The organism is Streptomyces sp. L500, from assembly GCF_054551825.1.
Window position 1 is genome coordinate 51,276 of sequence record NZ_JBTOLC010000004.1, and the last position, 25,445, is coordinate 76,720.

General features: G+C 71.4%; 27 protein-coding genes. 12 read left to right on the forward strand and 15 right to left on the reverse strand.

From position 1 onward, the window contains the following. Positions 1-14 precede the first annotated feature (14 nt). Together ACX9I7_RS06675 and ACX9I7_RS06680 are read right to left on the reverse strand one after the other, a co-directional pair. Positions 15-2,519 carry an HAD-IC family P-type ATPase gene (locus ACX9I7_RS06675; RefSeq protein WP_459386769.1) on the reverse strand — a complete coding sequence of 835 codons (2,505 nt, stop codon included), beginning with the start codon at positions 2,517-2,519 and terminating at the stop codon, positions 15-17. 70 nt (positions 2,520-2,589) lie between these two features. Continuing rightward, on the reverse strand, positions 2,590-2,865 hold the full coding sequence (locus ACX9I7_RS06680; RefSeq protein ID WP_387575412.1) for a DUF2530 domain-containing protein: 276 nt from the start codon (positions 2,863-2,865) through the stop codon (positions 2,590-2,592). 240 nt (positions 2,866-3,105) lie between these two features. Between ACX9I7_RS06680 and ACX9I7_RS06685 the strand changes: the two genes are divergently transcribed. Beyond that, the gene (locus ACX9I7_RS06685; RefSeq protein WP_358218921.1) at positions 3,106-4,575 is read left to right on the forward strand and encodes an NCS2 family permease; all 1,470 of its coding nucleotides are present in this window, start codon (positions 3,106-3,108) and stop codon (positions 4,573-4,575) included. A gap of 71 nt (positions 4,576-4,646) precedes the next feature. Here the strand turns inward: ACX9I7_RS06685 and ACX9I7_RS06690 are convergent, their stop codons facing one another. From ACX9I7_RS06690 to ACX9I7_RS06700, 3 genes are read right to left on the reverse strand one after another with little or no spacing between them, the layout of a single operon-like run. Beyond that, positions 4,647-5,294: a response regulator transcription factor gene (locus ACX9I7_RS06690; protein ID WP_358627303.1), complete on the reverse strand. Its 648-nt coding sequence runs from the start codon at positions 5,292-5,294 to the stop codon at positions 4,647-4,649. Next, positions 5,258-6,538, reverse strand: coding sequence for a sensor histidine kinase (locus tag ACX9I7_RS06695; protein WP_387575409.1), 1,281 nt, complete (start codon positions 6,536-6,538; stop codon positions 5,258-5,260). The genes ACX9I7_RS06690 and ACX9I7_RS06695 overlap by 37 nt, the downstream gene beginning before the upstream one ends. Then, positions 6,528-7,307, reverse strand: coding sequence for a CPBP family intramembrane glutamic endopeptidase (locus ACX9I7_RS06700; protein WP_459386770.1), 780 nt, complete (start codon positions 7,305-7,307; stop codon positions 6,528-6,530). The genes ACX9I7_RS06695 and ACX9I7_RS06700 overlap by 11 nt, the downstream gene beginning before the upstream one ends. 172 nt (positions 7,308-7,479) lie before the next feature. Between ACX9I7_RS06700 and ACX9I7_RS06705 the strand changes: the two genes are divergently transcribed. From ACX9I7_RS06705 to thpR, 3 genes are all read left to right on the forward strand, one after another. Beyond that, positions 7,480-7,944 carry a MarR family winged helix-turn-helix transcriptional regulator gene (locus ACX9I7_RS06705; protein WP_126915545.1) on the forward strand — a complete coding sequence of 155 codons (465 nt, stop codon included), beginning with the start codon at positions 7,480-7,482 and terminating at the stop codon, positions 7,942-7,944. Positions 7,945-7,971: 27 nt separating this feature from the next. Next, positions 7,972-9,387, forward strand: coding sequence for an MFS transporter (locus ACX9I7_RS06710; RefSeq protein ID WP_387575405.1), 1,416 nt, complete (start codon positions 7,972-7,974; stop codon positions 9,385-9,387). 210 nt (positions 9,388-9,597) lie between these two features. Further along, on the forward strand, positions 9,598-10,164 hold the full coding sequence (gene thpR, locus ACX9I7_RS06715; RefSeq protein WP_387575403.1) for an RNA 2',3'-cyclic phosphodiesterase: 567 nt from the start codon (positions 9,598-9,600) through the stop codon (positions 10,162-10,164). Positions 10,165-10,343: 179 nt separating this feature from the next. Here thpR and ACX9I7_RS06720 read toward each other — a convergent pair whose 3' ends face one another. Continuing rightward, on the reverse strand, positions 10,344-10,934 hold the full coding sequence (locus ACX9I7_RS06720) for a hypothetical protein (protein ID WP_387575401.1): 591 nt from the start codon (positions 10,932-10,934) through the stop codon (positions 10,344-10,346). Between the two features lie 130 nt (positions 10,935-11,064). Here ACX9I7_RS06720 and ACX9I7_RS06725 point away from each other — a divergent pair, with 130 nt between their 5' ends. Beyond that, positions 11,065-12,192: a permease gene (locus ACX9I7_RS06725; RefSeq protein WP_459386771.1), complete on the forward strand. Its 1,128-nt coding sequence runs from the start codon at positions 11,065-11,067 to the stop codon at positions 12,190-12,192. Positions 12,193-12,224: 32 nt separating this feature from the next. Here the strand turns inward: ACX9I7_RS06725 and ACX9I7_RS06730 are convergent, their stop codons facing one another. Beyond that, positions 12,225-13,220 (reverse strand): aldo/keto reductase, encoded by a 996-nt coding sequence (locus ACX9I7_RS06730; RefSeq protein ID WP_459386772.1) that lies wholly within the window; start codon positions 13,218-13,220, stop codon positions 12,225-12,227. Positions 13,221-13,323: 103 nt separating this feature from the next. Next, complete coding sequence (locus tag ACX9I7_RS06735; RefSeq protein WP_387575395.1) at positions 13,324-15,375, reverse strand: hypothetical protein; 2,052 nt, start codon at positions 15,373-15,375, stop codon at positions 13,324-13,326. Positions 15,376-15,492: 117 nt separating this feature from the next. On the opposite strand from ACX9I7_RS06735, the gene ACX9I7_RS06740 reads away from it, so the two are divergent. Continuing rightward, positions 15,493-16,038 (forward strand): GNAT family N-acetyltransferase, encoded by a 546-nt coding sequence (locus ACX9I7_RS06740; RefSeq protein WP_459386773.1) that lies wholly within the window; start codon positions 15,493-15,495, stop codon positions 16,036-16,038. On the opposite strand, the gene ACX9I7_RS06745 is transcribed toward ACX9I7_RS06740, so the two are convergent. Next, positions 16,022-16,831 carry a phosphotransferase gene (locus tag ACX9I7_RS06745; protein WP_459386774.1) on the reverse strand — a complete coding sequence of 270 codons (810 nt, stop codon included), beginning with the start codon at positions 16,829-16,831 and terminating at the stop codon, positions 16,022-16,024. The genes ACX9I7_RS06740 and ACX9I7_RS06745 overlap by 17 nt on opposite strands. 712 nt (positions 16,832-17,543) lie before the next feature. Here ACX9I7_RS06745 and ACX9I7_RS06750 point away from each other — a divergent pair. Further along, positions 17,544-17,771 carry a GntR family transcriptional regulator gene (locus ACX9I7_RS06750; protein ID WP_126918154.1) on the forward strand — a complete coding sequence of 76 codons (228 nt, stop codon included), beginning with the start codon at positions 17,544-17,546 and terminating at the stop codon, positions 17,769-17,771. A gap of 10 nt (positions 17,772-17,781) precedes the next feature. On the opposite strand, the gene ACX9I7_RS06755 is transcribed toward ACX9I7_RS06750, so the two are convergent. Genes ACX9I7_RS06755 through ACX9I7_RS06765 form a run of 3 tightly spaced genes read right to left on the reverse strand, consistent with a single transcriptional unit; the run spans position 17,782 to position 19,359 of the window. Beyond that, positions 17,782-18,633, reverse strand: coding sequence for a helix-turn-helix domain-containing protein (locus tag ACX9I7_RS06755; RefSeq protein WP_459386775.1), 852 nt, complete (start codon positions 18,631-18,633; stop codon positions 17,782-17,784). A gap of 5 nt (positions 18,634-18,638) precedes the next feature. Beyond that, on the reverse strand, positions 18,639-19,091 hold the full coding sequence (locus ACX9I7_RS06760; RefSeq protein ID WP_459386872.1) for a DUF6879 family protein: 453 nt from the start codon (positions 19,089-19,091) through the stop codon (positions 18,639-18,641). Positions 19,092-19,134: 43 nt separating this feature from the next. After that, on the reverse strand, positions 19,135-19,359 hold the full coding sequence (locus ACX9I7_RS06765; protein WP_459386776.1) for a hypothetical protein: 225 nt from the start codon (positions 19,357-19,359) through the stop codon (positions 19,135-19,137). A gap of 134 nt (positions 19,360-19,493) precedes the next feature. Between ACX9I7_RS06765 and ACX9I7_RS06770 the strand changes: the two genes are divergently transcribed. From ACX9I7_RS06770 to ACX9I7_RS06785, 4 genes are all read left to right on the forward strand, one after another. Beyond that, entirely contained in the window at positions 19,494-19,784 is a 291-nt protein-coding gene (locus ACX9I7_RS06770) for a hypothetical protein (protein ID WP_459386777.1), read from the forward strand. Positions 19,785-19,866: 82 nt separating this feature from the next. Further along, complete coding sequence (locus ACX9I7_RS06775; RefSeq protein ID WP_459386778.1) at positions 19,867-20,052, forward strand: hypothetical protein; 186 nt, start codon at positions 19,867-19,869, stop codon at positions 20,050-20,052. Beyond that, a complete protein-coding gene (locus tag ACX9I7_RS06780; RefSeq protein ID WP_459386779.1) occupies positions 20,049-20,630 on the forward strand; it encodes an RNA polymerase sigma factor in 582 nt (193 codons plus the stop codon). The genes ACX9I7_RS06775 and ACX9I7_RS06780 overlap by 4 nt, the downstream gene beginning before the upstream one ends. After that, positions 20,627-21,586, forward strand: coding sequence for a hypothetical protein (locus ACX9I7_RS06785; RefSeq protein ID WP_459386780.1), 960 nt, complete (start codon positions 20,627-20,629; stop codon positions 21,584-21,586). Before ACX9I7_RS06780 ends, ACX9I7_RS06785 begins: the two co-directional genes overlap by 4 nt. Here the strand turns inward: ACX9I7_RS06785 and ACX9I7_RS06790 are convergent. Next, entirely contained in the window at positions 21,583-22,476 is an 894-nt protein-coding gene (locus ACX9I7_RS06790) for an alpha/beta fold hydrolase (RefSeq protein WP_459386781.1), read from the reverse strand. The two genes, ACX9I7_RS06785 and ACX9I7_RS06790, sit on opposite strands and share 4 nt — an antisense overlap. Further along, entirely contained in the window at positions 22,473-23,060 is a 588-nt protein-coding gene (locus ACX9I7_RS06795; protein WP_387575373.1) for a TetR/AcrR family transcriptional regulator, read from the reverse strand. Before ACX9I7_RS06795 ends, ACX9I7_RS06790 begins: the two co-directional genes overlap by 4 nt. A gap of 334 nt (positions 23,061-23,394) precedes the next feature. Here ACX9I7_RS06795 and ACX9I7_RS06800 point away from each other — a divergent pair, with 334 nt between their 5' ends. Continuing rightward, entirely contained in the window at positions 23,395-24,828 is a 1,434-nt protein-coding gene (locus ACX9I7_RS06800; protein ID WP_459386782.1) for an alpha/beta hydrolase, read from the forward strand. A 145-nt stretch (positions 24,829-24,973) separates the two neighbouring features. Here ACX9I7_RS06800 and ACX9I7_RS06805 read toward each other — a convergent pair whose 3' ends face one another. Further along, positions 24,974-25,366, reverse strand: a complete 393-nt coding sequence (locus ACX9I7_RS06805) for a hypothetical protein (protein ID WP_387575370.1) — start codon at positions 25,364-25,366, stop codon at positions 24,974-24,976. Positions 25,367-25,445 lie beyond the last annotated feature (79 nt).

The window sequence follows — 25,445 nt, forward strand, 5'->3', positions numbered from 1 at the left end:
CAGTGACGATGGCCTCACCGTTCGGTGGGGCCATCGTTCGTTTTCAGCCACCTCCACGTGAGTTCCAGCGCCACCCCCGCCGCCACGGCGATGGCGACCGCCGTCCACGGCATCGTCGTCCCGATGAGCTTCAGCGCGAAGAAGCGCTGGAGCCAGGGCACCACCAGGACGACCACGAACCCCGCCCCCATCGCCGCGACCAGCGCCACCCGCCACCACGTGTACGGGCGGGCGATGATCGCGAGCACCCACAGGGAGATCAGGAAGAGGGTCAGCGTCGCCGCGCTCGTCTCCGCGCCGAGCGTGTCGGCGGGGGCGAGCCCGGCGTCCGCGTAGTGGGCGCGGGCCAGCAGGTACGCGGCGAAGGTGGCCGTCCCCGCGATCAGGCCGGACGGGATCGCGTACCGCATCACACGGCGGACGAAGTGCGGGCGGGCCCGTTCCTTGTTGGGGGCGAGGGCGAGGAAGAACGCGGGGACGCCGATCGTCAGCGTCGACAGCAGCGTCAGGTGCCGGGGGAGGAAGGGGTAGGAGACCCGCGTGCAGACGACCAGGACCGCGAGCAGCACCGAGTAGACGGTCTTCGTCAGGAACAGCGTGGCCACGCGCGTGATGTTGCCGATGACGCGCCTGCCCTCCGCCACGACCGAGGGCAGGGTGGCGAAGCTGTTGTTCAGGAGCACGATCTGGGCGACGGCGCGGGTGGCCTCCGAGCCGGAGCCCATGGAGACGCCGATGTCGGCGTCCTTCAGGGCCAGGACGTCGTTGACGCCGTCGCCGGTCATGGCGACCGTGTGGCCCCGGGACTGGAGGGCGCCGACCATGTCCCGCTTCTGCCGCGGGGTGACGCGGCCGAAGACCGCGCCCCGGTCCAGGGCCGCCGCCATCGCCTCCGGCTCGTGCGGCAGCTTCCGGGCGTCGACGGGGGCCTCGGCCCCGGGCAGGGCGAGCTTGGCGGCGACGGCGCCGACGGAGACCGCGTTGTCGCCGGAGATCACCTTGGCGGAGACGTTCTGCTCGGCGAAGTAGCGCAGGGTCTCCGCCGCGTCGGAGCGCAGCCGCTGCTCCAGGACGACCAGGGCGGTGGGGCGCACGTCCTCGGCGACGCGCGGGTCGTCCAGGTCGCGCGCGGCACGGGCGAGGAGCAGGACGCGCAGGCCCTGGGCGTTGAGCCCGTCGACCTCGGTGAGCGCGGGGTCGCCGGCGGGCAGCAGCACGTCGGGGGCGCCGAGCAGCCAGGTGCCGGACTCGCCGTCGGGGCCGTGGAGCGAGGCGCCGCTGTACTTGCGGGCGGAGGAGAACGGCAGCGCCTCCGCGCAGCGCCAGCCGCCGGAGGCGTTCGAGGTGCCCGAGCCGTCGGGGGCGTTCGAGGCGTTCGAGGCGTTCGAGCCGTCGGGATAGGCGTCGATGATCGCCTGGAGGCTGGCGTTGGGCCGGGGCTCGGCCTCGCCGAGGGCGCCGAGCACCTGGCGCACGTACGACTCCCGGGCCTCGGCCGACTCCTGGGCCTCGGCCGACCCTTGCACCTCGGACGACCCATGCGCCGCGGCCAGGACGCGCAGCTCGCTGACGTCCATGCCGCCCTCGGTGAGGGTGCCGGTCTTGTCGAGGCAGACGACGTCGACGCGGGCGAGCCCCTCGATGGCGGGCAGCTCCTGCACCAGGCACTGTTTGCGGCCCAGCCGGATGACGCCGATGGCGAAGGCGACGGAGGTCAGCAGCACCAGCCCTTCGGGGACCATCGGCACGATCCCGGCCACCATGCGCCGCACGGCCTCCCGCCAGTCGTGGCCCTGGACCACCAGCTGGCTGACGACGAGGCCGAGGGCGGCGGGCAGCATCAGCCAGGTCACGTACTTGAGGATCGTGCTGATGCCGGTGCGCAGCTCGGAGTGGACGAGGGTGAAGCGGGTGGCCTCCTCGGCGAGCTGCGCGGCGTACGCCTCGCGGCCGACCTTGGTCGCGGTGAAGGCGCCGCCCCCGGCGACGACGAAGGAGCCGGACATCACCGGGTCGCCGGGTTTCTTGAGCACCGGGTCGGCCTCGCCGGTGAGCAGCGACTCGTCGATCTCCAGGCCGTCGGCCTCGGCCACCTCGCCGTCGACGACGCACTTGTCGCCGGGGCCGAGCTCGATGACGTCGCCGAGGACGATCGAGCCGGTGGGGAGGGGGACGGGGGCGCCGTCGCGGCGGACGACCGGCTTGGCCTCGCCGATGACGGCGAGCGAGTCGAGGGTCTTCTTGGCGCGCAGCTCCTGGAAGATGCCGATCGCGGTGTTGGCGATGATGACGAAGCCGAAGAGGCCGTCCTGGAGGGGGCCGACGACGAGGATGATCAGGAAGAGGACGCCGATGATGGCGTTGAAGCGGGTGAAGACGTTCGCCCGGACGATCTCCTTGGTGGAGCGCGAGGACCGTACGGGTACGTCGTTGACCTCGCCCCGTGCCACGCGCTCCGCGACCTCGGCGGCGCTCAGCCCGGGGTGCGCGGTTGTCACGATCTGCGAGGGATCGCTCATGTTCCGACGGTAACCGGACGGCTTCCCGCTTGCTCGGCCATGGCCTCAGCCGTAAGCCAGCAGCCGTAAGTCAGCGCTGCTCCGCGTCCAGCGCGGCCTTCGCCGCCGCGTGCCGCTTGATCGCCGCGTCCCGCTTGCGGACGTACCAGACGCCGATCAGCCCCAGCCCGCCGCCGGCGAGGCACGTCCACAGCCACCACAGGTGCCCGTGGTCCCGGTACCAGACGTAGAACGGCAGCTGCGCGAGGAAGAGGACGAACCACACGATCGTGCCGCCCGTGATCGTCGCGACGACCGGGCCCTCCAGGGGCTCGGGCGCTTCGTGCGTCGGTGTCCACTTCGTCATGGCGGCCAGCCTAGTGCGTCCGGGTTTGGCCGGTGGCGGTGGAGCCCTTGCGCCGCCGGGGTCTACGCGCGGAGATAGCCAAGACGCCCTTGTTTATTCATACTGAATCGAACTGGATTTGATTGCTCGCTTATGTTTGATCATACAAGAATGATCAAAGGAAGCGCGAAGAAGCACTCTTCTGATCCATTTGTTTTGTCCCGACGGCCTCCCCGGCCGCCCTCACGACTGAGGTCACGCATGCCCACCTCGGCCACCCCAGCCGTCGACGCCCAGCAGCCGTCCCCCACGCCCCCCACGGGCAACGTCCTCGACCGGTACTTCCGGATCAGCGAGCGTGGCTCGTCCGTCTCCCGGGAGCTCCGCGGCGGACTGGCGACCTTCTTCGCGATGGCGTACATCATCGTGCTGAACCCGATCATCCTCGGGGCCGGTCACGACAAGTACGGCCATCAGCTGGACAACGGCCAGCTGGTCACGGCCACCGCGCTGATGGCCGGTCTCACCACCGTCCTCATGGGCGCGATCGGCAACGTGCCCATCGCCTGTGCCGCCGGCCTCGGCATCAACGCCGTCGTCTCGCTCCAGCTCGCGCCCAAGATGAGCTGGCCGGACGCGATGGGCATGGTCGTCCTCGCCGGCCTGGTGCTGATGGTGCTGGTGGCCTCCGGTCTGCGGCAGCGCGTCATGGACGCGATCCCGAACGGGCTGCGGCGCGCCATCGCGATCGGCATCGGCCTGTTCATCTCGCTGATCGGCCTGGTGGACTCCGGCTTCGTCAGCCGCAACCCCGACGCCGCCCACACCACCGTCCCGCTCTCCCTCGGCCAGGGCGGTCAGCTCCAGGGCTGGCCGGTGCTGGTCTTCGCGGCGGGCCTGCTGCTGACGTTCGTCCTGCTCGTCCGGAAGACGCCGGGCGCGATCCTCATCGGCATCGTCGTGATGACGTTCACCGCCATCGTGATCAACTCGCTGGTGAAGATCCCCGACGCCGAGTGGGGCCTGTCCGTCCCCAGCTGGCCGGACAAGATCGTGGACACCCCCGACTTCGGGCTCGTCGGCAAGGTCAGCCTCTTCGGCGGCTTCCACGAGGTGGGCTGGCTCACCGGCTGCCTGTTCGTCTTCACCGTGCTGCTGTCCGGCTTCTTCGACGCGATGGGCACGATCATCGGCGTCGGCGAGGAGGCCGGGCTGACCGACGAGAACGGCCAGCTGCCCAACATGGGCAAGATCCTGATGATGGACGGCGTCGCCGTCGCCGCCGGCGGCGTGGGCTCGGCCTCCGCCAACACCTGCTTCGTGGAGTCCACGGCCGGCGTCGGCGAGGGCGCCCGCACCGGCCTCGCCAACCTGATGACCGGCGGCCTCTTCCTCCTCGCCCTGGTCTTCACCCCGCTGGCCAAGATCGTCCCCTCGCAGGCCGCCACCCCGGCGCTGCTGGTCGTCGGCTTCCTGATCATGGCGTCCAACGTCAAGGAGATCGACTGGAGCGACTTCACGATCGCCATCCCCGCGTTCCTGACGATCGTCTCCATGCCGTTCACCTACTCGATCACCAACGGCATCGGCATCGGCGTCCTCGCCTTCATCGCCCTGCGCGTCGCGGACAAGCGGGCCCGTGAGATCCCCTGGCTCCTCAACGCGGTCGGCGTCTGCTTCCTGATCTACTTCCTCCTCGACCCGATCGAGCGGGCGCTGGGCGTGAAGTAGCGCCCGCGGGCACATGACGGAGGTGGGTACGGGCCCCGGGCCCGTACCCACCTTCTTCTCCATCGCCTTCTCTACCGCCGCAGATACGCCAGCACGGCCAGCACCCTGCGGTTGTCGTCCGGCGACGGATCGATCCGCAGCTTGGCGAAGATGCTCGCGGTGTGCTTGGCCACCGCGCTCTCGCTGATGTGGAGCCCGCTCGCGACCGCGGCGTTGGACCGGCCCTCCGCCATCAGCTCCAGCACCTCGCGCTCGCGCGGCGTCAGATCGCCGACCGAGCCCCGGGCCTCGCCGCGCGACAGCAGCCGCGCGATGACCTGAGGGTCCATCACCGTGCCCCCGCCGGCCACCCTCCGCACCGCGTCCACGAACTGCGCCGTGTCGGTCACCCGGTCCTTGAGCAGATAGCCGACCGCTCCCTCGCCCCCGGCCAGCAGTTCATGGGCGTAGAGCTGCTCGACGTACTGCGAGAGCACGAGCACCGGCAGGCCCGGCCGCGCGCGTCGCGCCTCCAGCGCCGCCCGCAGCCCCTCGTCGGTGAAGGTCGGCGGCAGCCGTACGTCCACCACCGCCACGTCCGGCGGCGCCGCCTCGTCGAGCAGCGCGCGCAGCAGGGACGGTCCGTTGTCCACGGCGACGACCTCGCAGCCGTGCTCCTCCAGCGTGCGTATCAGCCCGTCCCTCAGCAGGAAGAGGTCTTCGGCGAGGACAACGCGCACGGAATCTCCATCGTCACGGTGGTCGGCCCGCCCCGCGGGCTGTGCAGGGCGAGGGTCCCGTCGAACGTACCCAACCGGCGGCGGACCCCCAGCAGTCCGGTGCCCCCGGAGGCGTCGGCTCCGCCCCGCCCGTCGTCGGTGACGGTGATCGTCAGCGTCGCGCCGTCGTGCGCGAGGACGATACGGACCTCGTCGGCGCCGGAGTGCTTCGCCGCGTTGGCCAGCGCCTCGCCGACCGCGAAATAGGCCGCCGACTCCACGGGCGCCGGCAGCCTGCCCACCAGCCCGCCCGCGTCCACGTGCACGTCGAGGAAGCTGTCGAGCGCCAGCGACCGCACGGCGTCGCCGAGCCCCCGGTCGGCGAGGACCGGGGGATGGATGCCGTGGACCAGGTCGCGCAGGTCCTGCAACGCGTGCTGCGACGTCCTGCGGACGTCCAGCAGCAGCGCCCGGGCGCCCTCCGGGTCGCTCTCCAGCCGCCGGACGGCGCTGTCCAGCGTCATGCCCAGCGCGACGAGCCGGGCCTGCGCGCCGTCGTGGAGGTCCCGTTCGATGCGCCGCAGTTCGGCCGCTTGGGCGTCGAGGGCTTCGGCCCGGGTATCGGTGAGCCGCTCGATCCGCCGGACGAGCTCGGTGCTGCGGGGGGCGGCCAGCAGCGACCGGCCCCACCGGGCGTGCAGCCGCAGCACGGCCGGCGCCGCGAGGATGCCCCCGGCCATGAACGCCACGCCCAGTGCCGCCGCGGCAAGCACCGTCGCTGTACCGCGCACGGGGACGAACGCGTACCAGTTGCCGTCGTCGATCAGCCGCCGGATGAACGGCTGGACGAGCGCGCCGAACGCCCCGTACTCGACGAGGGCGAGGGGCACGGCCACCAGCAGGCCGCCGACCAGCGGCTCCAGCCAGGCCCACGCCAGGTCGCGCCAGAAGCCTTCGTCGGCGAGGACCGCACGCGCACTACGGCGATGGAGAGGGAGGGGATCCGGCGGGGGGACGCGTACGCCCGCCCAGCGGGCGGCCCGGGCGCGCGACCGGTCCGACAGCGCGCGCAGGGCCCGAGCGGCCCACGGCAGCATCCGGAAGCCGACGCCGACGGGCAACAGCAGGAGCGCGGTCACCACCAGCGAGCCGACGGCCGACACGGCGATGGCGTGGAGGCTCGCCAGCTGGCACCGGCCGAGGGCGACGAGGCGGGGGCGGGGGCTGCGGGGGCGGGGGCCGCCTGGGCGTGGTCTATCGGGCATGGTCCAGGATCGGGTGGATCCTAGCGGCTGCCCTCCGGGTCCGCGCCGCCGTCCAGACCACCGCCGCGACCAGGCACGACGCCCCGAACAGGACCATCGGCGGCACCGCGCCCGACTCCTCGTCCATGAACAGCAGCATGCCGAGGTTGACCAGCGCGTGGAAGCCGCCCGCGAGCGGCAGCCGAGCCGCCGGAGCCATGCCCTCCAGGGCCCACCCCAGGACGACCGACATGGACACGGCCCCCAGCAGGAACGCCCCCGCGTACACCGGGTCCTGCGCGAAGACCTGCACGTGCCACACGCCCCACACCGCGCCCACGACGCCGGACGAGACGAACGACCCGAACCGGTTGCCCAGCAGCGGCTGGAGGAAGCAGCGCCAGCCGATCTCCTCACCGCACGCGCCGATGAGCTGCGCGACGACGATCAGCGCGAAGGGGTGCTCCAGCGCGCTCGGGCGGGTGAACCGCGCGTCGCCGCCGATGACGCCGTACGCGGCAGCGCTCGCCGCGATGATCAGCACGGCGGTGGCGGCCAGCGCCGTGCCCCGGCGCCCGGGCCGCCCGCCACCCTCGCCGCGCCACAGCGCCCGTACGACCCCGGGCCACAGCAGGGCGACCAGCCCCACCCCCAGCGCCGGCCCGAACTGGGTCAGCTGGACGACCTCGGCGGGGATCCGGGTCGCGGGCTGGGCCGCGCCCAGCGCGCCGGCGGCCAGGAAGGCGACGGTGAGGAACACCCATGCCGCCTTGATCTCGTCACGCGTCATCGGGCCTGTCATCGGACGTGTCATTCGCATGGCACCGACGATCCCGGCCGCCGGACTCCCTGCCATTGGCCCTGGCTGCCGGGCCGGGGTGTACCCAGATGCACCCCCATGTGCCCCCATGCGCCCCAGTGCCCACTTTATTTAGTTCAGGTAATGAGTTAATCTAATAAACATGCCGGACCTGTCCAGCGCACCGCACCACACCCCGCGCGACACCCCAGACGACGTAGCCGCCGTGAACGCCCTGCGTTCCGCGGTGATGCGGCTGGGCCGCAGGCTCAAGCACCAGCGGGTCGACGAATCGCTCAGCCCCGCCGAGATGTCGGTGCTGGGCACGCTCGCCCGCTGTGGCTCCGCCACGCCCGGGGAGCTCGCCCGCAAGGAGCACGTGCAGCCGCCGTCGATGACGCGCATCGTCGCGCTGCTGGAGAGCAAGGGCCTGGTCCGGCTGGAGCCGCACCCGGAGGACCGCCGGCAGAAGGTGGTCCGCCAGACCGAGCAGGCCGAGGCCATGCTCGAGGAGAGCCGGAGGAAGCGGAACGCCTGGCTGGCCCAGCTGGCCGGGCAGCTGACCGAGGACGAGTGGGAGACGCTCCGCGCCGCCGCGCCCGTCCTGGAGAAACTCGCGCACCTGTAAGTGCACGGAGAAGGAGGCGACCCCACTTTGAGTACGGGACCCGGAGCAGACTCCGCACCCGCACCGAACCGCCACCACGACGCACCCACCACCTCCCTGCCGCACCTGGACCGCAGCCTGAAGCGCGGTTCCGAGTCCGGTTCCAAGGGCGGAACCTTCAGTTCACTCCGGATCCGCAACTACCGGCTCTTCGCCACCGGCCAGGTGGTCTCCAACACCGGTACCTGGATGCAGCGAATAGCCCAGGACTGGCTGGTCCTCAGCATCACCGGATCCTCCGCCGCCGTCGGCATCACCACGGCGCTGCAGTTCCTGCCCCTGATGCTGCTCGGCCTCTACGGCGGCGTCATCGCCGACCGCTGCCCCAAGCGGCAGCTGGTGCTGGTCACCCAGGCCGCGATGGCCGTCACCGGCCTCGCGCTCGGCGTCCTCACCCTCACCGGGCACGTCCAGGTCTGGCACGTCTACCTCACCGCGCTCGCGCTCGGCCTCGTCACCGTCGTCGACAACCCCGCCCGCCAGGCGTTCCTCGTCGAGATGGTCGGCCCCGCCGACCTGCGCAACGCCGTCAGCCTGAACTCGGCGAACTTCCAGTCGGCGCGTCTCGTCGGCCCCGCCGTGGCCGGTGTGCTGATCAGCGCTGTGGGAAGTGGCTGGGCGTTCCTCCTCAACGGGCTGTCCTTCGCCGCGCCCATCGCCGCGCTGCTGCTGATGCGCGCCTCCGAGCTCCACAAGGTCGACCCCACCCCGCGCGGCAAGGGCCAGCTCCGGGAGGGGCTCCAGCACGTCGCGTCACGACCGGAGCTCATCTGGCCGATCGTGCTCGTCGGCTTCATCGGCACCTTCGGCTTCAACTTCCCCATCTGGCTCACGGCGTTCGTCAACGACGTCTTCCACGCCGACGCCAGCACCTACGGTCTGCTCAACACGCTGATGGCGGCCGGCTCCCTGGTGGGCGCCCTGCTCGCCGCGCGTCGCGGCACCTCGCGGATGCGGCTGCTGGTCGGCGCGGCCCTGGGCTTCGGTCTGCTGGAGATCACCGCCGCGCTGGCGCCGTCCTTCTGGATCTTCGCCCTGCTGCTCGTGCCGATCGGCATGTGCGGCCTGACCATCAACGTCACCGCCAACTCCGGTATCCAGCTGGCCGCCGACCCCGCGATGCGGGGCCGGGTGATGAGCCTGTTCATGATGGTCTTCATGGGCGGTACGCCGCTGGGCGCCCCGCTCGTCGGCTGGGTCACGGACGTGTACGGGCCCCGGGTGGGCTTCCTGGCCGGCGGCGTCGTCTCGACGCTGGCGGCGACGGCGATCGGGCTGGTGCTGCTCCGGGCGGGCGGCCTGCGGATGCGGGTCGGCTTCCGCCGGGGACAGCCGGTGGTGGCGTTCGTGCCACGACCGCCGTCCCGGCAGGAGGCGGAGGCGCGGGTGCCGGCGACGGCCTGACGGCCGCCGCCTGGCCCCCCCGTCCTCATGCGCCGGACGCGCGGGCTCTGCCCGTCCGGCGCATGAGGACGACGTGCGTCAGCACGGATGAAGGCCGACGAAGGGGGTCAGGGGGCTCGCCCCCGGTCACGGGAAGGGGCGGGAACGGGGAACAGCCCCGCAGGGCCCCGGCTCCGCCCTGTGGATCTCCCCGTGCGGGACACTGGCCGTATGCGCCTGTTCGTCGCGGTGAACCCCCCGGAGCCGGCCGTCGCCGAACTCGCCTCGGCCGTCCACGACTTGCGTGCCCTGCCGGGCGCGGAACGGCTGCGCTGGGCCGAGCGGCCCGGCTGGCACTTCACGCTCGCGTTCCTCGGCGAGGTCGACGAGGCGCTGCTCCCGGAGCTCACCGAGCGCCTGGGACGCGCCGCGCACCGGCATCCGGCGCACGCGCTGCGGCTCGCCGGCGGGGGCCGGTTCGGGGACCGGGTGCTGTGGGTGGGGGCCGAGGGCGAGGTGGAGACCCTGCGCGGGCTCGCCCGTTCCGTGATCGCCGGGGCCCGCCGGGCGGGCGTCGTCGTGGACGGGACCCACACCTTCCACCCCCACCTCACCCTCGCCCGCTCCGGCGGCGGCCGGGTGAACCTCCGCCCCTACGTCGCCGCGCTGGTGGACTTCCGGGGCCGGGAGTGGAGGGCCGAGCGCCTGGAGCTCGTCCGCAGCCGGCTCCCCGGCGGGGGCGTCCCGGGGGAGCGGCCCCGCTACGAGACGATCGCTGCGTGGGAGCTGGGGCGGTAGTCGGCCGTGCCCATGGGGCGGTGGCCGGGCCCACGGGGCGTGCCCCCGGCGCGTCCGGTTAGGCTCGTGGGGTGGACCCGAAGACCAGGAACCGGATCATGACCGGTGCGCTCGCCCTCATGCTCGTCGTCGTCGCCGTGGTGTCGGCGGTGAAGTAGCCGGCGGCGAGGTGGCCGTCCTCACTTCCAGGTGGCGAGCGTCTTCGTCCCCTGCTCCCAGGTGACGCCGGTCGGCGCCCCGGCCCCCGCGTCCGCCACGTAGACGGCGCAGCCCGTCACGCTCTGTCCCGGCGCGGCCTTCTCGAAGTCGGACGTGCTCAAGGACTCGCACTTCTCGAAGCCCCGGTACTTCAGCGGGTTCTTCGGATCGCCGGTGGTGTCCAGGGCGCCGAGGATCGTCAGCTTGGTCAGCCGCTTCTTGTTCGCGTCGGCCACCGAGAAGTACGTGGAGGCGCCGCCCGACTTCCCGGCCTCCGCGCCGGTGGGCTTGGTGAGCTTGTAGCGGAGGTAGTAGGGCGTCCTGCCGGCGTACTTCGACGCGTCCTTGAGGACGCTCAGGTCGGCGCTGCCGCCCTGCTCCAGGCGTTCGACGGTCACGTCGACCTTGGCGTCCTTGTAGCCGGGGAGGCTCGCCGTCTCCCCGAACCGCAGCTCCTTGCCCTCGTCGGAGGAGGAGCCCGAACAGCCCGCAGAGCCCGCCAGTACGGCCGTCGCGAGTGCCGCCACGCAGAGGGCCTGGCGCGGTCGCCGGACCGCTGTCCCGTTCACCATGGCGCTCACGATAACGAGCCGTGGAACGACTGTCCGAAGAAGCGCTTCAGTTGAACGGAAGCGTGTTGTCGGCTGAGCGGAAGCGTGTTGTCCGCCCCGGGGCCGGGGGCCGCTCGGCCATGCTGAGGGGGTGATCCTCCACGCCGTCCTGCGCGCCCTGGCCGTCACCGGCTCCATGACCTGGGAGATCACCTGGGCGCTGGTCCTGGGGTTCGCGCTCTCCGCCGTCGTCCAGGCCGTGGTCCGCAGGGCGGCCGTCGTCTCCCTGCTGGGCGACGACCGGCCCCGTACGCTCGCCGCCGCCGCCGGACTGGGCATGGCCTCGTCCTCCTGCTCGTACGCCGCCGTGGCGCTGGCGCGCTCGCTGTTCGTGAAGGGCGCGCACTTCACGGCCGCGATGGCCTTCGAGATCGCCTCCACCAATCTCGTCGTGGAGCTGGGGGTGATCCTGGCCCTGCTCATGGGGTGGCAGTTCACGGCGGCCGAGTTCCTGGGCGGGCCCGTGATGATCGCGGTGCTGGCGGTGCTCTTCCGGCTGCTGCTGCGCGAGCCGCTGCTGCGGCGCGCGAGGGAGCAGGCCGAGCGGGGCGTGGCGGGCTCGATGGAGGGGCACGCGGCGATGGACATGTCCGTGGGCGGCGAGGGCTCGTTCGTCCGGCGGCTGCTGTCGCGCGAGGGGTTCACCGCGACGTCCCACGTCTTCGTCATGGAGTGGGCGGCGATCCTCCGCGATCTCGTGCTGGGCCTGTTCATCGCGGGGGCGATCGCCGCGTGGGTGCCGGACTCCTTCTGGCGCGCGTTCTTCTTCGAGGGCCATCCGCTGCTCGCGAAGGTGTGGGGACCGCTGGTGGGGCCGCTGGTGGCCCTGGTGTCGTTCGTGTGCTCGATCGGGAACGTGCCGCTGGCGGTGGTGCTGTGGAAGGGCGGCATCAGCTTCGGGGGCGTGGTGTCGTTCGTCTTCGCCGACCTGCTGATCCTGCCGATCCTCGCCATCTACCGGAAGTACTACGGCGGCCGGACCGCGCTGTTCCTCCTCGGCACCTTCTACGTCGCGATGGTGATCGCGGGATACGTGGTCGAGATCGTCTTCGGCGGGCTCGGGCTGATCCCGGACCAGGCGGCGGCGAAGGTGCCCATGTCGGGGGTGAGCTGGAACTATACGACGTACCTGAACATCGCCTTCCTCGCCCTGGCCGCGGTGCTGCTGGTGCGTTTCCTGCGGACGGGCGGGAGGGCGATGCTCAGGACGATGGGGTGAGCCGACGGGCTGATCTACGGTCTATCAGCCCTTCACCAAGCGAAAGCCTCCGGCGACGCGCCCGGCCCGGGGAAGATTTCGTCCAGATCGACGAGCAGCTCCTCCGGAAGCTTCAGCTCCGCCGCCCGTAGCGCGGACTCCAACTGCTCCGCCGTACGCGGCCCCACGATCGGCCCGGTGATCCCGGGCCGGGTCAGCAGCCACGCCAGGGCCACCTCGCCGGGCGCCAGGCCGTGCTTGTCGACGACGTCCTCGTACGCCTGGATCTGGTCGCGGATCCTGCTGTTCGCGAGCGCGTCCGCCGAACGGCCGGACGTGGAACGGGCGCCGCCGCCCTCCCGCTCCTTGCGGAGGACGCCGCCGAGCAGCCCGCCGTGCAGCGGCGACCAGGGGATCACCCCGAGCCCGTACGCCCGCGCCGCCGGGACGACCTCCATCTCGGCGCGGCGCTCGGCGAGGTTGTACAGGCACTGCTCGCTGACGAGGCCCAGCGAGCCACGGCGCCGGGCGGTCTCGTTGGCCTGGGCGATGTGCCAGCCGGCGAGGTTGGAGGAGCCCACGTAGAGGATCTTGCCCTGCTGGACGAGGACGTCCATGGCCTGCCAGATCTCTTCCCACGGCGTGCGCCGGTCCACGTGGTGGAACTGGTAGAGGTCGATGTGGTCCGTGCGCAGCCGCCGCAGGCTGGCCTCGACGGAGCGGCGGATGTTCAGCGCGGAGAGCCGGTCCTCGTTCGGCCACGGCTCCCCGGCGGCGTTCATCCCGCCGAACACCTTGGTGGCGATGACGACCTTGTCGCGCCGCCCGCCGCCCTTGGCGAACCAGCTACCGATGATCTCCTCGGTACGGCCCTTGTTCTCGCCCCAGCCGTAGACGTTGGCGGTGTCGAAGAAGTTGACGCCGGCGGCGAGCGCCGCGTCCATGATCGAGTGGCTGTCGGCCTCGTCGGTGTGCGGCCCGAAGTTCATCGTCCCGAGCACGATCCGGCCGACCTTGAGTCCCGTGCGTCCGAGCTGCGTGTACTCCATGGGCCCTAAGCCAACGCCCTGGGGGCGGGTGGGGGCAAGAGCGTCCGCCCGATCGGCGGTGGGGGAGACCGGGATCGTCGGGGCCGTCGGGGCCGTCGGGCCGTCAGGGGTTCTCCAGGGTCCGCAGGGCGTCCACGAGGGCCCGGCCTTCCTCGTGGACGGGCGCGAGCCGGTCGATCAGCTCCTGCCGGACCCGGTTCTCGGGGTTGGCGATGCGCTGCCGCGCGAAGTCGCGTGTGTTCTCCAGTTGCTCCCGGTACTGCGTCAGGTTGTCGCTCAGGTGATCGATGATGATGGTGCCCTGGACGGCGGCGGACTGCTTGAACTGCTCCATGACGGACGTGACTTCGGCGTCGACGGCGCCGATCCACTCCTCCTGGAGGACCTGGAGCGAGTTGAGCCTCCTCTTGCGGTACTCGATCCCCATGAAGACCATCCCGGCCACACCCGCGACGACGGTGGCCGGCGGGAACACGGTGCCGGCCGCCGCCAGGCCGTACAGCCAGGTCCCGCCCGCGGCGACGGGCGCCACGACCCCGACCAGCGCCGACGCGCGCTGGACGATGTCCTGCGCGGTGGCCGGGCGTTGCGCGTGCCGGGGCAGGGAGAGGTCGTTCACGTCGATGACGGAGTCGGGAAGGCGCCCCGTGAGGTCCTTGTCCCCGAAGAAGTGCTCTACGGCCTGCGCCACGTCCTGCTTGAACGCCGCCAACTGCTCGGCCCACAGCGTCGCCGGGCCGGTCGGCGCCTCCAGCCAGCCCCGGAGCACCTGGGTCTTCGCCGTCTGGACCTGGTGGGCCTTGGCCGGCTTGCTCACATCGGTCCGCCGGATGGTGGCGTCGAGCGAGCCGTGCAGATGGGCGGCCAGCCGGCCGAACGGCCGCGCGGCCCGCCCGACGCGGGCCTGCAGCTTCCGCTCCAGCTGGTCGCGCAGCTCCGGCAGCGCCCGGTCCAGCAGTTCCAGCCGCCGCTGATGGCCGTCCAGCAGCTCCCTCAGCCCGTCGATCTCCAGCCGCTCCGTCCGCAGCCGGTCCTCGACCAGCCGCAGCCGGGGAACGAGCCTGACGCGCGCCTCGGCCGCCACGGCGGCGATGTGCCGGGGGCCGGTCTCCGTTCTGATCAGGTCCTCGATCGCCTGGCGCAGGGTGTCCATCCGGCTCTCCGCGCGATACCGCCGCGCGGGCGCCTCGGCCTCCTCGGCCTCCAGCTTCGCGGCGCGCGCCTCCAGGGCCGGGGACACGGGGACGAATCCCTCGCCGATGAAGCCCAGGTCCGGCCGGCCGTCGGGCAGGGTGAAGTTCTCCTTCAGATAGCCGGTGTTCCGGGCGACGGTCGCCTTCCACTCGGGTTCGTCGCGCAGATCCAGGTTCGACGCCGAGTCGATCGCGGTGACCACCCAGACGACCCGTTTTCCGGAGAGCTGGTGATGGGTGTAGAGGGTGCCGATGAGGGACAGCTCCCGCTCGGAGAGCGTCCGGCCGGCGTGCGCGACGTACATGAAGCAGTCCGCGTCGGCCATCGCGGCCTTGACGATCAGGTCGTGGACGGGGTTCGGGGAGCCGTAGCCCGGCAGGTCGTAGAACTTCGCCGGCAGTCTGGCGTCCGCCAGGAGCACCTCGACCTCGGCCACCTCGCGGTCCCAGTGCGCCCTGAGCCGGTTGGTGACGTCCGCGTCCTGCATGGCGTACGCCGCGACGACGGACGGGGCCGGGGAGTTCCCGACGTCCTCCCACTCGCCGTCGGCCGAGTCCGTGAAGCGCACCCGCAGATAGCCGGTTCTGGAGGCGTCCACCGTGGACTGGCGGCCGTCGACCGGCACCACGCTCGCCGGGCAGGCCGTGGTCGGCACCGGCGAGGACGGCAGCAGCCCCACGAATTTGTCCGCCGTCAGCCCGTCGGCGGTCTGCACCTCGACCAGCTCCAGACCGCCCTGCAGACCGCTGAGCAGGAAGCTCTTGCCGGACGAGAAGGCGCCGAGGAGCGCCACGTTGATCAGGGCCGAGGCCGCGCGCGTCCGCAACCGCTTGACGGCCGCCGCATCCGCCCGTAACTCCTCCGGCCACTCCGCCGGAACCTCGGGGAGACCGGCCGCGTCGCGCAGCCACGCCTCGGACCGGTCGAGAACGTCGCGCAGCTCGCCGCGCGCTTCATCCACATCCCTGTGTGCTTCCCTTGGCGCTGTCACGCCAACGGTATAGCTGTGGCTGAAAGATGACGCAGCCGGAACGGCAACGTCGGACCCGTTCTGTTACCCGTATGCGAGCATCCCCGCGTGAACGATCTACGAATACGCCCGGCCGGCGAGGCCGATCTGCCCGGTCTCGTCCGCCTCCGCGACGACGCGGCGCGCTGGATGCTGGCCCGGGGGATCACCGGGCAGTGGCGGCCGGGGGAGCTGGACGAGAACCACTTCCGCCGGGTCATGGCGCGCGGGGAAGTCTGGCTCGCGGAGGCGGGGTCGGGGGCGGGGTCGGACGGCCGTGTTCTCGGTGCCTGGGAGCTGTGGTGGGAGGACGAGGACGCGTGGGGTCCGCAGCCGCCCGTGGCCGGATACGTCCACCGGCTGATGGTGGACCGCCGCGTCGCCGAGCCCGGGACGGGGCGGCGGCTGCTGCGGGCGGCGGAACGCCGGGTGGCCGAGGCGGGACGGACGTGGGTGCGGCTGGACTGCCTGGCGGGCAACGCGCGGCTGAACGACTACTACCGGGCGGCCGGTTACCGCGTCGCGGGCCGCAAGGAGGGCAAGCCGCAGCCGGGCGGGGCGCCGAAGTCCTTCACGCTGCTGGAGAAGGACGTGCGCGCTAATCGAACAGGTTGAGCAGCGCGGTGAACCGCTCGTTGCTCGGCCGGGCGTCGACGGGGCCCACGCGGGAGGTCCAGGCACGGCAGTTGGCGGCGACGAAGGCGCGGAGGGCGGCGGTGGTGGCCGATCGCCAGCAGGCGGTGAACCCGGCGGCCCAGGCGAGGGCGTCGCCGGGCGGGCAGTCGGCCTCCATCAGCCGGACGGCGGTGTTGGCGACGTCCACCCAGGCCGGGCCGAGGGCGGGCATCGCCCAGTCGACGAGGTGGGCGCGGTCGGCGGTGACGAGGAGGTTGTGGGGGTTGGTGTCCGTGTGCAGAAGCGAACGGCCGTGGAGGAGCGACAGTTCGCCGGTCTCCAGGAACCCGGCCCAGCGACCGGCGAACGACGGCACGCGCAGCCCGGCCGGCGGCGGCAGCAGAGCGCACGCCGTGCCGAGTGCTTCGGCGACCAGGGCGTGATCCGCCGCCCCGGCCGACAGATCCGCGTGCCGCGCGCCGCCGACGTACTCGAACCCGAGCAACTCCCAGCCGCCGACCGCGACCCGCCACAGCAGCCGGGGCCCGACGTCGCGCGTGTACGGATTGACGGCGGCTTCCCAGCGCTGACCGGCGCGGGCTGCGGCGTTCGTCACGGGCGTGCCCTTGACGAACGCCGCCGTGCCGTCCGCCGTGGTCAGCGCTGCGGCAACGGCGCAGTTGAGCCCGCCGGGGAGCGCTCGCGCCGTCACGACCGGCCCGGTGCGCTCCTCGACGGCCGCCCGCACGGGACGGGGCAGCTCGTGCCATTCGGTGCGCGACGTCGACGTCATGGCACCCCTCACGGACGACTACTGCTGAGTCGTCCCGCATTTGCGACAGCGTGACGCGCCGCTCCATTGGACCCAGTCGTGCTCGCAGTCGCGGTTCCGGGCGCGGCTCGACACTCTCATGGCGTTCTATGTTCCCTTCGTCTGCGGCGCGGACGCCGGTACGACGACTGGCGCCCAGGCCCGCTCCGCGGCCTCGAACTGCTCTCTCTCCGCCGGCTCCGGCACCCGGAGATTGTCGGCGTAGGCCCGTCAGCTGACCCCATTGGGATGCTGCATCCGGACGAGCCCCTTGGCGGACTCGATCACCATGCCGACGGCGTTGCTGAAAGTGTCCACTGCGACGATGCCGAGTGCGACGTCCGGCACGCTCACTTCTCCCACCGCCCCTGCGAATTCACCACGGCGTGTTCGTCGTGTTCGTCGTAGCGGATGCCGCTGGTGTGGGGGAGAGAGGACGGGAGGCGGGGTGGGCCGGGGTTCGGGCGCCGTACGAACGGCGCCGCGAGCCCTGTTCCGGCGGAGCAGGCGGGAGATAAGGTCGCGCATGTCATCAGCTCCTTGGGAGTTTTGGCTGGTGGCCATGCCCCCGGACCGGTGGAGACGGTCGCGGGGGTCTTGCTTGCGGTCACGTTACATAGACCCCCCTGTCCATGGCTATACAAGTACAGTGTTGTCTATGTCCGCCTGCATATCGATGCATACAGTCAGCCGCGTGATGGAGTTTGATCCGACGCGACCGAAGTGGGCCCAGATCGCGGATGAGATCCGCAGGCGGATCGCCAGCGGTGAATACCCGCCGAACCACTTGATCTCCGAGGTCCAGATGGAAGCGGAGTTCGACGTGGCACGCGGAACCGTCCGCAAGGTGACGGCCGCCCTCCGCGCCGAGGGCCTGATCGTCACGACGCCGGGCATGGGCTCGTTCGTCGCGAAGCGGTAGCGCGTAGCGCTCACTCAAGAGCGTCGACGGCCGCCGCGATCAAAGATCGCGCGTCGGCCCCGTACCGCGCGACAGCGGAAAGCTCGTTGAACGTGACGGCGTAGTCGTGAATTTCGCGGGGTTGCGTGACGGTGAGATGTGCGGACACCAACTCGACGTTGACCTGCCGGTCGTCGTACATGGTGAACGACTCCGTCGGCCAGCCGAAGCCGCGTGGACGGCCCATGGGGATGACGCCCAGGCTGACGGACGGCAGCGAGGCGACTGTCAGTAGCTGCCGGAGCTGCTCGGCCATGGTGCTCGTGTCGCCGATCACCGTGCGCAGTACCCACTCCTCCACGAGAACGGCGAAGCGGCGGTGGCCCGACCGCAGGATGCGTTGCCTGTCCATGCGTACGGCTACCGCCTGGGCGACGTCGTTAGGGGTCTGCCGCAGGTTCACGACCGTGTTCAGTACTGCCGTGGTGTAGGCGGCGGTTTGGAACAGGCCGGGGACCACCCACGACTGGTAGATCCGGAAGCGCTGGGTGCGTTCGAAGAGCGGTAGGGCGTTCTCCTGCGCGCGTTTCAGCCCCGCCCGCTCGATGCGCCTCCACTCCACGTACATGCCGTCGATGTTGCGCGCGGTGGCGATCAGATCGGCGGTCTGGTCCTGCGCGCCGCAGTGCAGCGTCCAGGACCTGATGTCGCTGTCGGACGGGGCGGTGCGGCCGTTCTCGATGCGGGAGCACTTCGACGCGTGCCAGCCCGCCAGCGCGGCCAGCGCCCGCGCGGTCATACCGGAGTCCTTCCGGATCTCGCGCAGGCGCCGGCCGAGGGCTTGTCGTGCCTGCTGAACGCTCGATGACGAGGACGAGTACATGAGGATCAGACCGGTCGGAACTCCTCATGGGGCACGGCCCGTGCCCACACGGCTTCGAAGGCCGAGGAGCAGAGCTTCGCCGTCTCCGGCTCCGCGATGAATTCGTCACCTGTGAAGCGGCCGTCGCCGTCGAAGTGGTTGATCACCACCATGGAGTCGTCCACCAGCCAGAAGTCGTTCCCTGGCAGGGCGAGGTCGGTTGCGCGTCGGCGCGGCAGCCAGCGGACCTGTTCGCCCGCCGCGACGTTGGTGAACGTCACGTCGTGCTCGAACTGCACGTAGTCGGAGACCGGCACACTGACGACGCGCGCTCGGCGCACCCGCACGCCACGGGCCGTGATCTGTTCGATGAGCGTGAGCCAGGGACGCCACCAGGCGTCCCGGTCAGCCGGGTCGTCCCTGTGTCCCTTCTGCCACGCCAGGAACATCGGGTCGTCCCTCATGTAGCCGTCGCGCATCTCCAGGTGGACGGCGGACCGTTCGCACCGGTGCAGAAGGTTCTCAAGCGTCGGGTCCGCCACCGTTCACCTCCGGGAAGAACCGCATCATCCGCCGGGGGAACTCGATCACGGTCTCGTCGTCGGGGATGTCTATCTGGGTGAGCCGTTCGGCGTCGAGGACGCGCCACCCCTGGAGGACGTAATTGCCCGTCTGATCGTCGTAGTAGACGGTTGGCGACTTGCCGTCCGGGCTCTCGGGGTCCTGGCCGAGCTTGTGCAGAGCCATCATTCGCCTCCTGCGTCGCTGAGTGGTGCGAGCGTGAACGAGCATGCTCCGTCGGCTCGGGGCGCTCCAGCGACTTGCACGAAGTTCTACGCGAGTCCCCCATCGGTGGAGCCGTTTCCGGCAGTCCTCCCGACGTGGTGGACAGGTACAAGGAGGCCGTGGCCGAGTGGCGGGTCACCGATGTGCCTCCGTTGGAGACCAAGGGGGAACGGCTCGCGGAGCACGCGTCGCGCTTCGCCTCGCGGGCCGAGCGTGACAGCGCCCGCCTCGCGGGAACGGTCGCGTACGTGACGGAAACGCTCGGCTGGGGCGGGGACGTCTCGCTCGGGTACTACCTGGGGCGTCCGTCCTTCCTCAGCCTGGCCGTGGTCACCTGCTCCCCGAACCGCGCGGCGCCGGACTTGGAGTGCCCGGCGGGGAGGTGATCCGACCCCGGAGTTCACGATCAAGGCCCGCCCGGCCTCCTCCTTGTGACGGCGGCGTTGCCGGACGAGGAGGGGCCCGAGTATGGACACCGCGACAGCAGTTACCACCATCATCTCCCTGGTCATCGCAAAGGTCTGCGCTGTGGCGGCGCTGTGGATACGTCTGCGCCGGCGGGACGTGGAGGTCGAGGAGCGGCACGGCGACGGGCGCTGTCTTCGGGTGCGGATCACCCACGCGCCGGTGCCGGGGGAGGGTGAAGGGGCTTGACGGAGCAGGCTTCGTCGGACGGCACGGAGGGGCCGACGGTCGTACCCGCCGCGCGGAGCGGCTCGCTGGAGGAGAACCGTCGTGCGCGGCGTGAAGTGGACGAGGCGTTCTCCGCCTTCTATCGCGCCACCGTCCGCCCCCTCGTGGGCTTCCTGATCAATCAGGGCGCCTCGCTGGCCGTCGCGGCGGACATCGCGCAGGACACGATGACGAAGGCGTACCAGCGCTGGTCCGAGCTCCGCGACCCGCGCGCCTGGGCGCACACGGTCGCCTCGCGGGCGTTGATCCGTACGTTCGCCTCCGTCGGGGAAGACCTGGTCGACATGGTCCCCGAACCCACGTCGCTGCTGGCCCGGCCCGACGCCATCGCGGAGTGGGAGGCTCGGTACGACGCCCGGCCGATGCTCGCGAGCCTGCCGCCCCGGCAGCGGCAGATCCTGGCCTGGACGCTGGCCGGCTACACGCCGGGCGACATCGCCGACCTGCTCGGGTTACCGGCCGAGACGGTGCGTGGCAGCCTCGCCAAGGCGCGCAGAGCCGCCACCGCCTACCTCGCGACGAAGGAGGGGGAACGGTGATCGACCGGTGGCTCGACCGGCACCAGCGCGAGCCGGCCGACGGGCTGGATGGCGTGCTCGACGTCGAGGCGGGCCTGCGGGAGGTGCTTCTTCAGTCGCGGCACGACACGGCCGTGGACGCCCTCGGGTCCGTCCTCGACGTGGAGGGCGGGTTGGCGGCGATCGTTCCCGCCGGCAGGCCGGATTGCGTAACTTGCACTACGCCTTCGCCGGGGCGAATCGACCCGGTGACGCGCCTGGCCCTGCGTGCCGTTCCCCGTGTCGTGGCGGCCTACGAGGCCCTGAACCACACCTACTTCCGTACGTACAAGCTCGTCGCCGACCTCGCCCGCGTTCGTGAACTGCTGTCCGGGCCCGGCCCCGTCGTGCGTGACGACCTCGTCTCCTCCCTCCAGTACGTTCTCGACCTCACGCACTTCTTCGAACGCGACCTCGAGCATGACCTCATGCGCGTCATTGACAGCGGAGACGCTCGCTCCAGCGGGGTCGAGCAACGCCTCGAGCGCGCCATCGGCCTCACCGACGCTCTCGTCGGCTCTCTCGACCGGGCCATCGACCACGCCAATCGCCGGGGGGCCCATGACGCGAACGTCGCGCTGCTTCAGGCGGAGCTCTCGAACGCACTCAATCGAAGCTATGCCCTGGTTCCCGTCCTGGTCGGGCTTCGAGTCGACGAGCTGAGGCAGGCCATCGGATCCGCGCTGGATATGGAGCCGCCTCCGCTCGACAGCACCGCGGTGCGCGCCTTCCTGGACGACTTCACGACGTCCGACCTGCGCGCGGCCGATCTGTCCGGCCTCGACCTGGGCGGTGTGCGCTGGTCCGAGAGCGGGACGCGGTGGCCCGCGACGGTGGACGTCGACGACCTCAAGGCCCGCTCGGAGCAGGAAGGGGGCGGCATCTGGGTCGTCCGGTCCGGGACCACCACCATGCGTGACCTGGCCGGACTGGCCTAGCCCAGCAGCGTCAGCATCCGCTCCGCGAACTCCCTCGGTCGCTCGACCGCGCCCAGGTGCCCGCCCGGGAACTCCTCCAGCGGGCGGCCGGTCAGTACTGCCAGGTGGGCGATCGGGCCGTACAGCGGCAGCAGGTCGCGTGACTCGTGCCCCGCCGACGGGACGAGCTTCGTGGCAGCGTTCCGCAGCGCCTCGACGTCCGGGACGGTCGAGGAGAACGGGACCAGCATGTGCTCCAGGAAGACCGGCTGGTTGGCGTGCATCCGGGATGCCATCTCCTGGATCTCGGGCGGGAGTTCCATCGGCTCGCGGTCGGTCGGACGGTCGGCCGGACGTTCCGCCGGACGTTCCGCCGGACGGTCCGCCGAGTGGTCCGTCGGGTGGTCTCCCGTCATGCCCTCGCTGAAGCGTGCCATCGCCGCGCCCACGCCCTCCGCCCGGAAGACCTCGCGCACGTCCGCGAACAGCGCCTTGTGCGGGGCGGGGTCGTCCAGGAGCTCCAGCAGCGGCGGTTCGTGCGCGATCAGGCGGTGCACCCGCTCCGGGTGGCGGGCCAGCAGGTCGAGGGCGACGATGGCGCCGGCGCTGCAGCCCAGGACGGATGCCGGCTCGTCCGGCGACAGGTGGTCGATCAGCAGTCGCGCGTCCTCGCTCCACTCCGCGACCCGCTGGTCGCCGAGCGGGACGTGGAGGCGGCTGCGCGACAGGGCGCGCGGGTCGAAGGACGCGACGGTGTACCCGGCGTCGGCCAGGACGTCGGCCATGCCCGCGTACATTCCGGCGTCCCCCGCGCCGCCGGGTATCAGCAGGAGCAGCGGGCCGCTGCCTCGTACCTCGTAGTGCAGGGTGGCGCCGGGTACGTCGAGCTTTCCGGATTCGGGCTTGTTCATCGGTTGTCCCCCTTGTTGTCGGTCGGCCAGTTCTCCAGGACCATGTGGAGGGCGTCGAGCGCACGTGACCACGATTCCCCCACCGGGCGGGAGTGGCCGAAGGCGCCGCTCAGCTCCAGGTGGATGTAGCCGTGGAACGTGCTGCGCAGCAGCCGTCCCGCGTCCGTCAGGTCCGGCTCGGTGAGGCCGTAGGCGCGCAGCATGCCGTACGTCAGCTCGATGTTCCGGCGGAAACCGACGGAGTCCCCGATCTCCTCCGGCGTGAACTGCCGTTGCGTCGCCGCGTAGCGGCCGGGGTGTTCCAGCGCGTAGTCGCGGTACGCGTCCGCGAAGGCGACCAGGGCGTCCTTCCCGGCCCGCCCCGCCACCGCGACCGCGATCCGGTCGGCCACCTCCTCGGCGCTGAGCAGGGCGATCCGTACGAGTAGCTCCCGCAGGTTCTTGACGTGGGAGTACAGGCTCGCGTCCTTGACGCCGAACTGCCGGGCGAGCGCCGAGACGGTGACCTTCTCCAGGCCCTGCTCGTCCGCCATCGCCGCTGCCGCGGCCGTCAGCTTGGCGGCGGTGATTCCTGCGCGCACCACTCGGGCGCCTCCTCTTTCCTAGAGCTCCTAGGAATGAGGCTAGTGGATCTAGGTCTCGGTGCGCCAGCCCATTCCCCCGTTTCCCCGCCCCTCCATTCGGCCGCGCCCGTGTGGCGGGCCCCCTGGCCCCGGCGAAGGATGCGGCGTACAGGCGCACAGACGTACAGGACTCGACCCGGCCCGGACGGGAGGCGCGGTGGACGGCAGTCGGAACGGCGACGGCGGTCGGAAGGACGACGGCGGTCGGAAGAGTGGCGGGTGGTCGCCGGGCCGGTGGTGGCGGGGCAGGCCCCTCTGGCACCGGTGGTGGATCGCCGTCGGGACCTGTCTGGCCGTGGGCGCCTTCGGCGTGGGCGGGCTGCTGGCCGTCGACGCCATCCGGATCGAGCAGGCGCCCTGCGACGACAAGCCGACCGACATCACCACCAGCGACTACATGCTGGACTTCACCGTGCCGAACGGCATGATGCCCGACCCGCAGTTCAACGGGCAGAAGGCGCAGTTGAGCGTCCACCGCGTGGCGCCCGAGTACGCGCACGGGCGGTGCGCGCAGACGCCCGCCCGGGCCGCCGTGCTGATCCACGGCCGCTCGGTGCCCGGACGGCCGGTCTTCGACCTGAAGGGCAAGGACCAGAACAACAACAAGCTCAGCGTGCAGGAGGGACTCGCCCGGGCGGGCGTCGACACGTTCGTGCCGGACCTGCTCGGCTACGGCCAGTCCACGCGCTTCGCGCACGGCCTGGACGACCCCCACAACGCGAGCCGCCCCGCCTTCAACGCCGGCAGCACCACCTGCGCCTTCCCGACGGGGTGCGACCGCACCCACAACGCCCAGATCTTCCCGCTCGACCAGCAGCGCACCAAGCTCGGCACCAACCCCCTCGCCGGCAAGATGTTCGCCCACTCCAGCGACGTGCGCTTCGCGTCCATCGACACCTGGGTGCGTGACATCCGCCAGGTCATCGACGACGCCATCGCGAAGGCCAAGCCCACGAACGGCAAGGTGACCCTCGTCGGTTACTCGCTCGGGGGGCCGCGCGTCGGACGGACCCTCTACGCGGCCAACCCCAATCCGCTCCTGCCCGACAGCGCGGCCTGGATCGGGAAGGTCGACCGGGCCGTCTTCATGGCATCGCTCTTCGGACTGCCGACGGAGGAGGTGACACCGGCGGGAGGGTTCGTCTCCTTCCCCCTGACGGTCGGCGACCGCGCGGCGATGACGTCCATGCCGCTCGTGAACGGCCCCGGCACGAACGAGCAGAGCTGCTCCGGCCGCGTGGCGCCGGGCAGCCAGGACGAGGTCTGGAAGGAACTCATGAAGGGCGACGGCGCCGGGAAGGACTGGGGCGGCGACGACCCCCACCACCCCGCCGGCCTCAACCGCTCGCCCACCTTCTCCACCTACGGCTGGAACACGGCGGTCGCGGGCCAGGTGACGGTCCCGACCCTGATCCTCCACGGCTTCGGCGACGGCACCGCGCCGGTGGCGAACTCCACGGCCATCTACAACGCGCTCCCGGCCGCGACGAAGAACAAGGTGGTCGTCCAGGTCACGTGCGCGAGCCACGTGTTCATGTGGGAGGGCTGCTCCGGCGACCGCTGCAACGCCCCGAGCCCGGCGACGGTCTACGGCCAGCAGCCCGGTACGCCGTGGGCGGGGCCGCACGGCACGGTCACCGCGGCGCTCAGCGAGTGGATCACCAACGGCACGTTCAACGGGGCGGCGAGCGGGAAGTTCACCGTGGACGGGAGCGGGGTCGTCCACTAGGGCCAGGGACAGGGCCAGGGCTGGCGCTAGGGCGGGGACATGATGCCGGGGCCGCGTCCACGACGCGGCCCCGGCTGTCAGACGCGGCTGCCCCGCGCCCCGCCCGTTCTCAGGAGCGGGGCGGTTCCGGGGCGCTGCTGTCGCCTCACGGGCGCACCAGCACGATCGAGTTGATCGGCGTCAGGTCGAGGTAGAGGCCGTTCTGCGGGGCGATGTCGATGCAGGATCCGCCGCCGTTGTAGCCGGTGCAGGCGCGCGCGTAGGCGCCGCCGTACTGGTTGTTGAGGACCCAGTGGTTGCCGTACTGGTTGCTCAGGTTGTGGGGCCCGTAGCTCTCGAACGCGTGCGACGGGCTGACGGCCGGGTTCTGGTCCTGCGGGTAGATGCAGACCGCGCCCCACCGACAGTTGGCCCACGGCCCGTCCGCGGGCTTGGCCTCCGCCGTGCCCGCCGCCATCACGGCCGCCGTGGCGGTCGCGGCCGCCACGGCCGCCGCCCGGCGGAACAGCTTGCGCTTGCCGGTCTCACGAAGTGCCATGCGAGATTCCCCCTTGTGCATCCTGAATCCCTGGTCCACGCCCGCCGCTCCTGCGACGAGCACGGAAACGAGTCTCCAC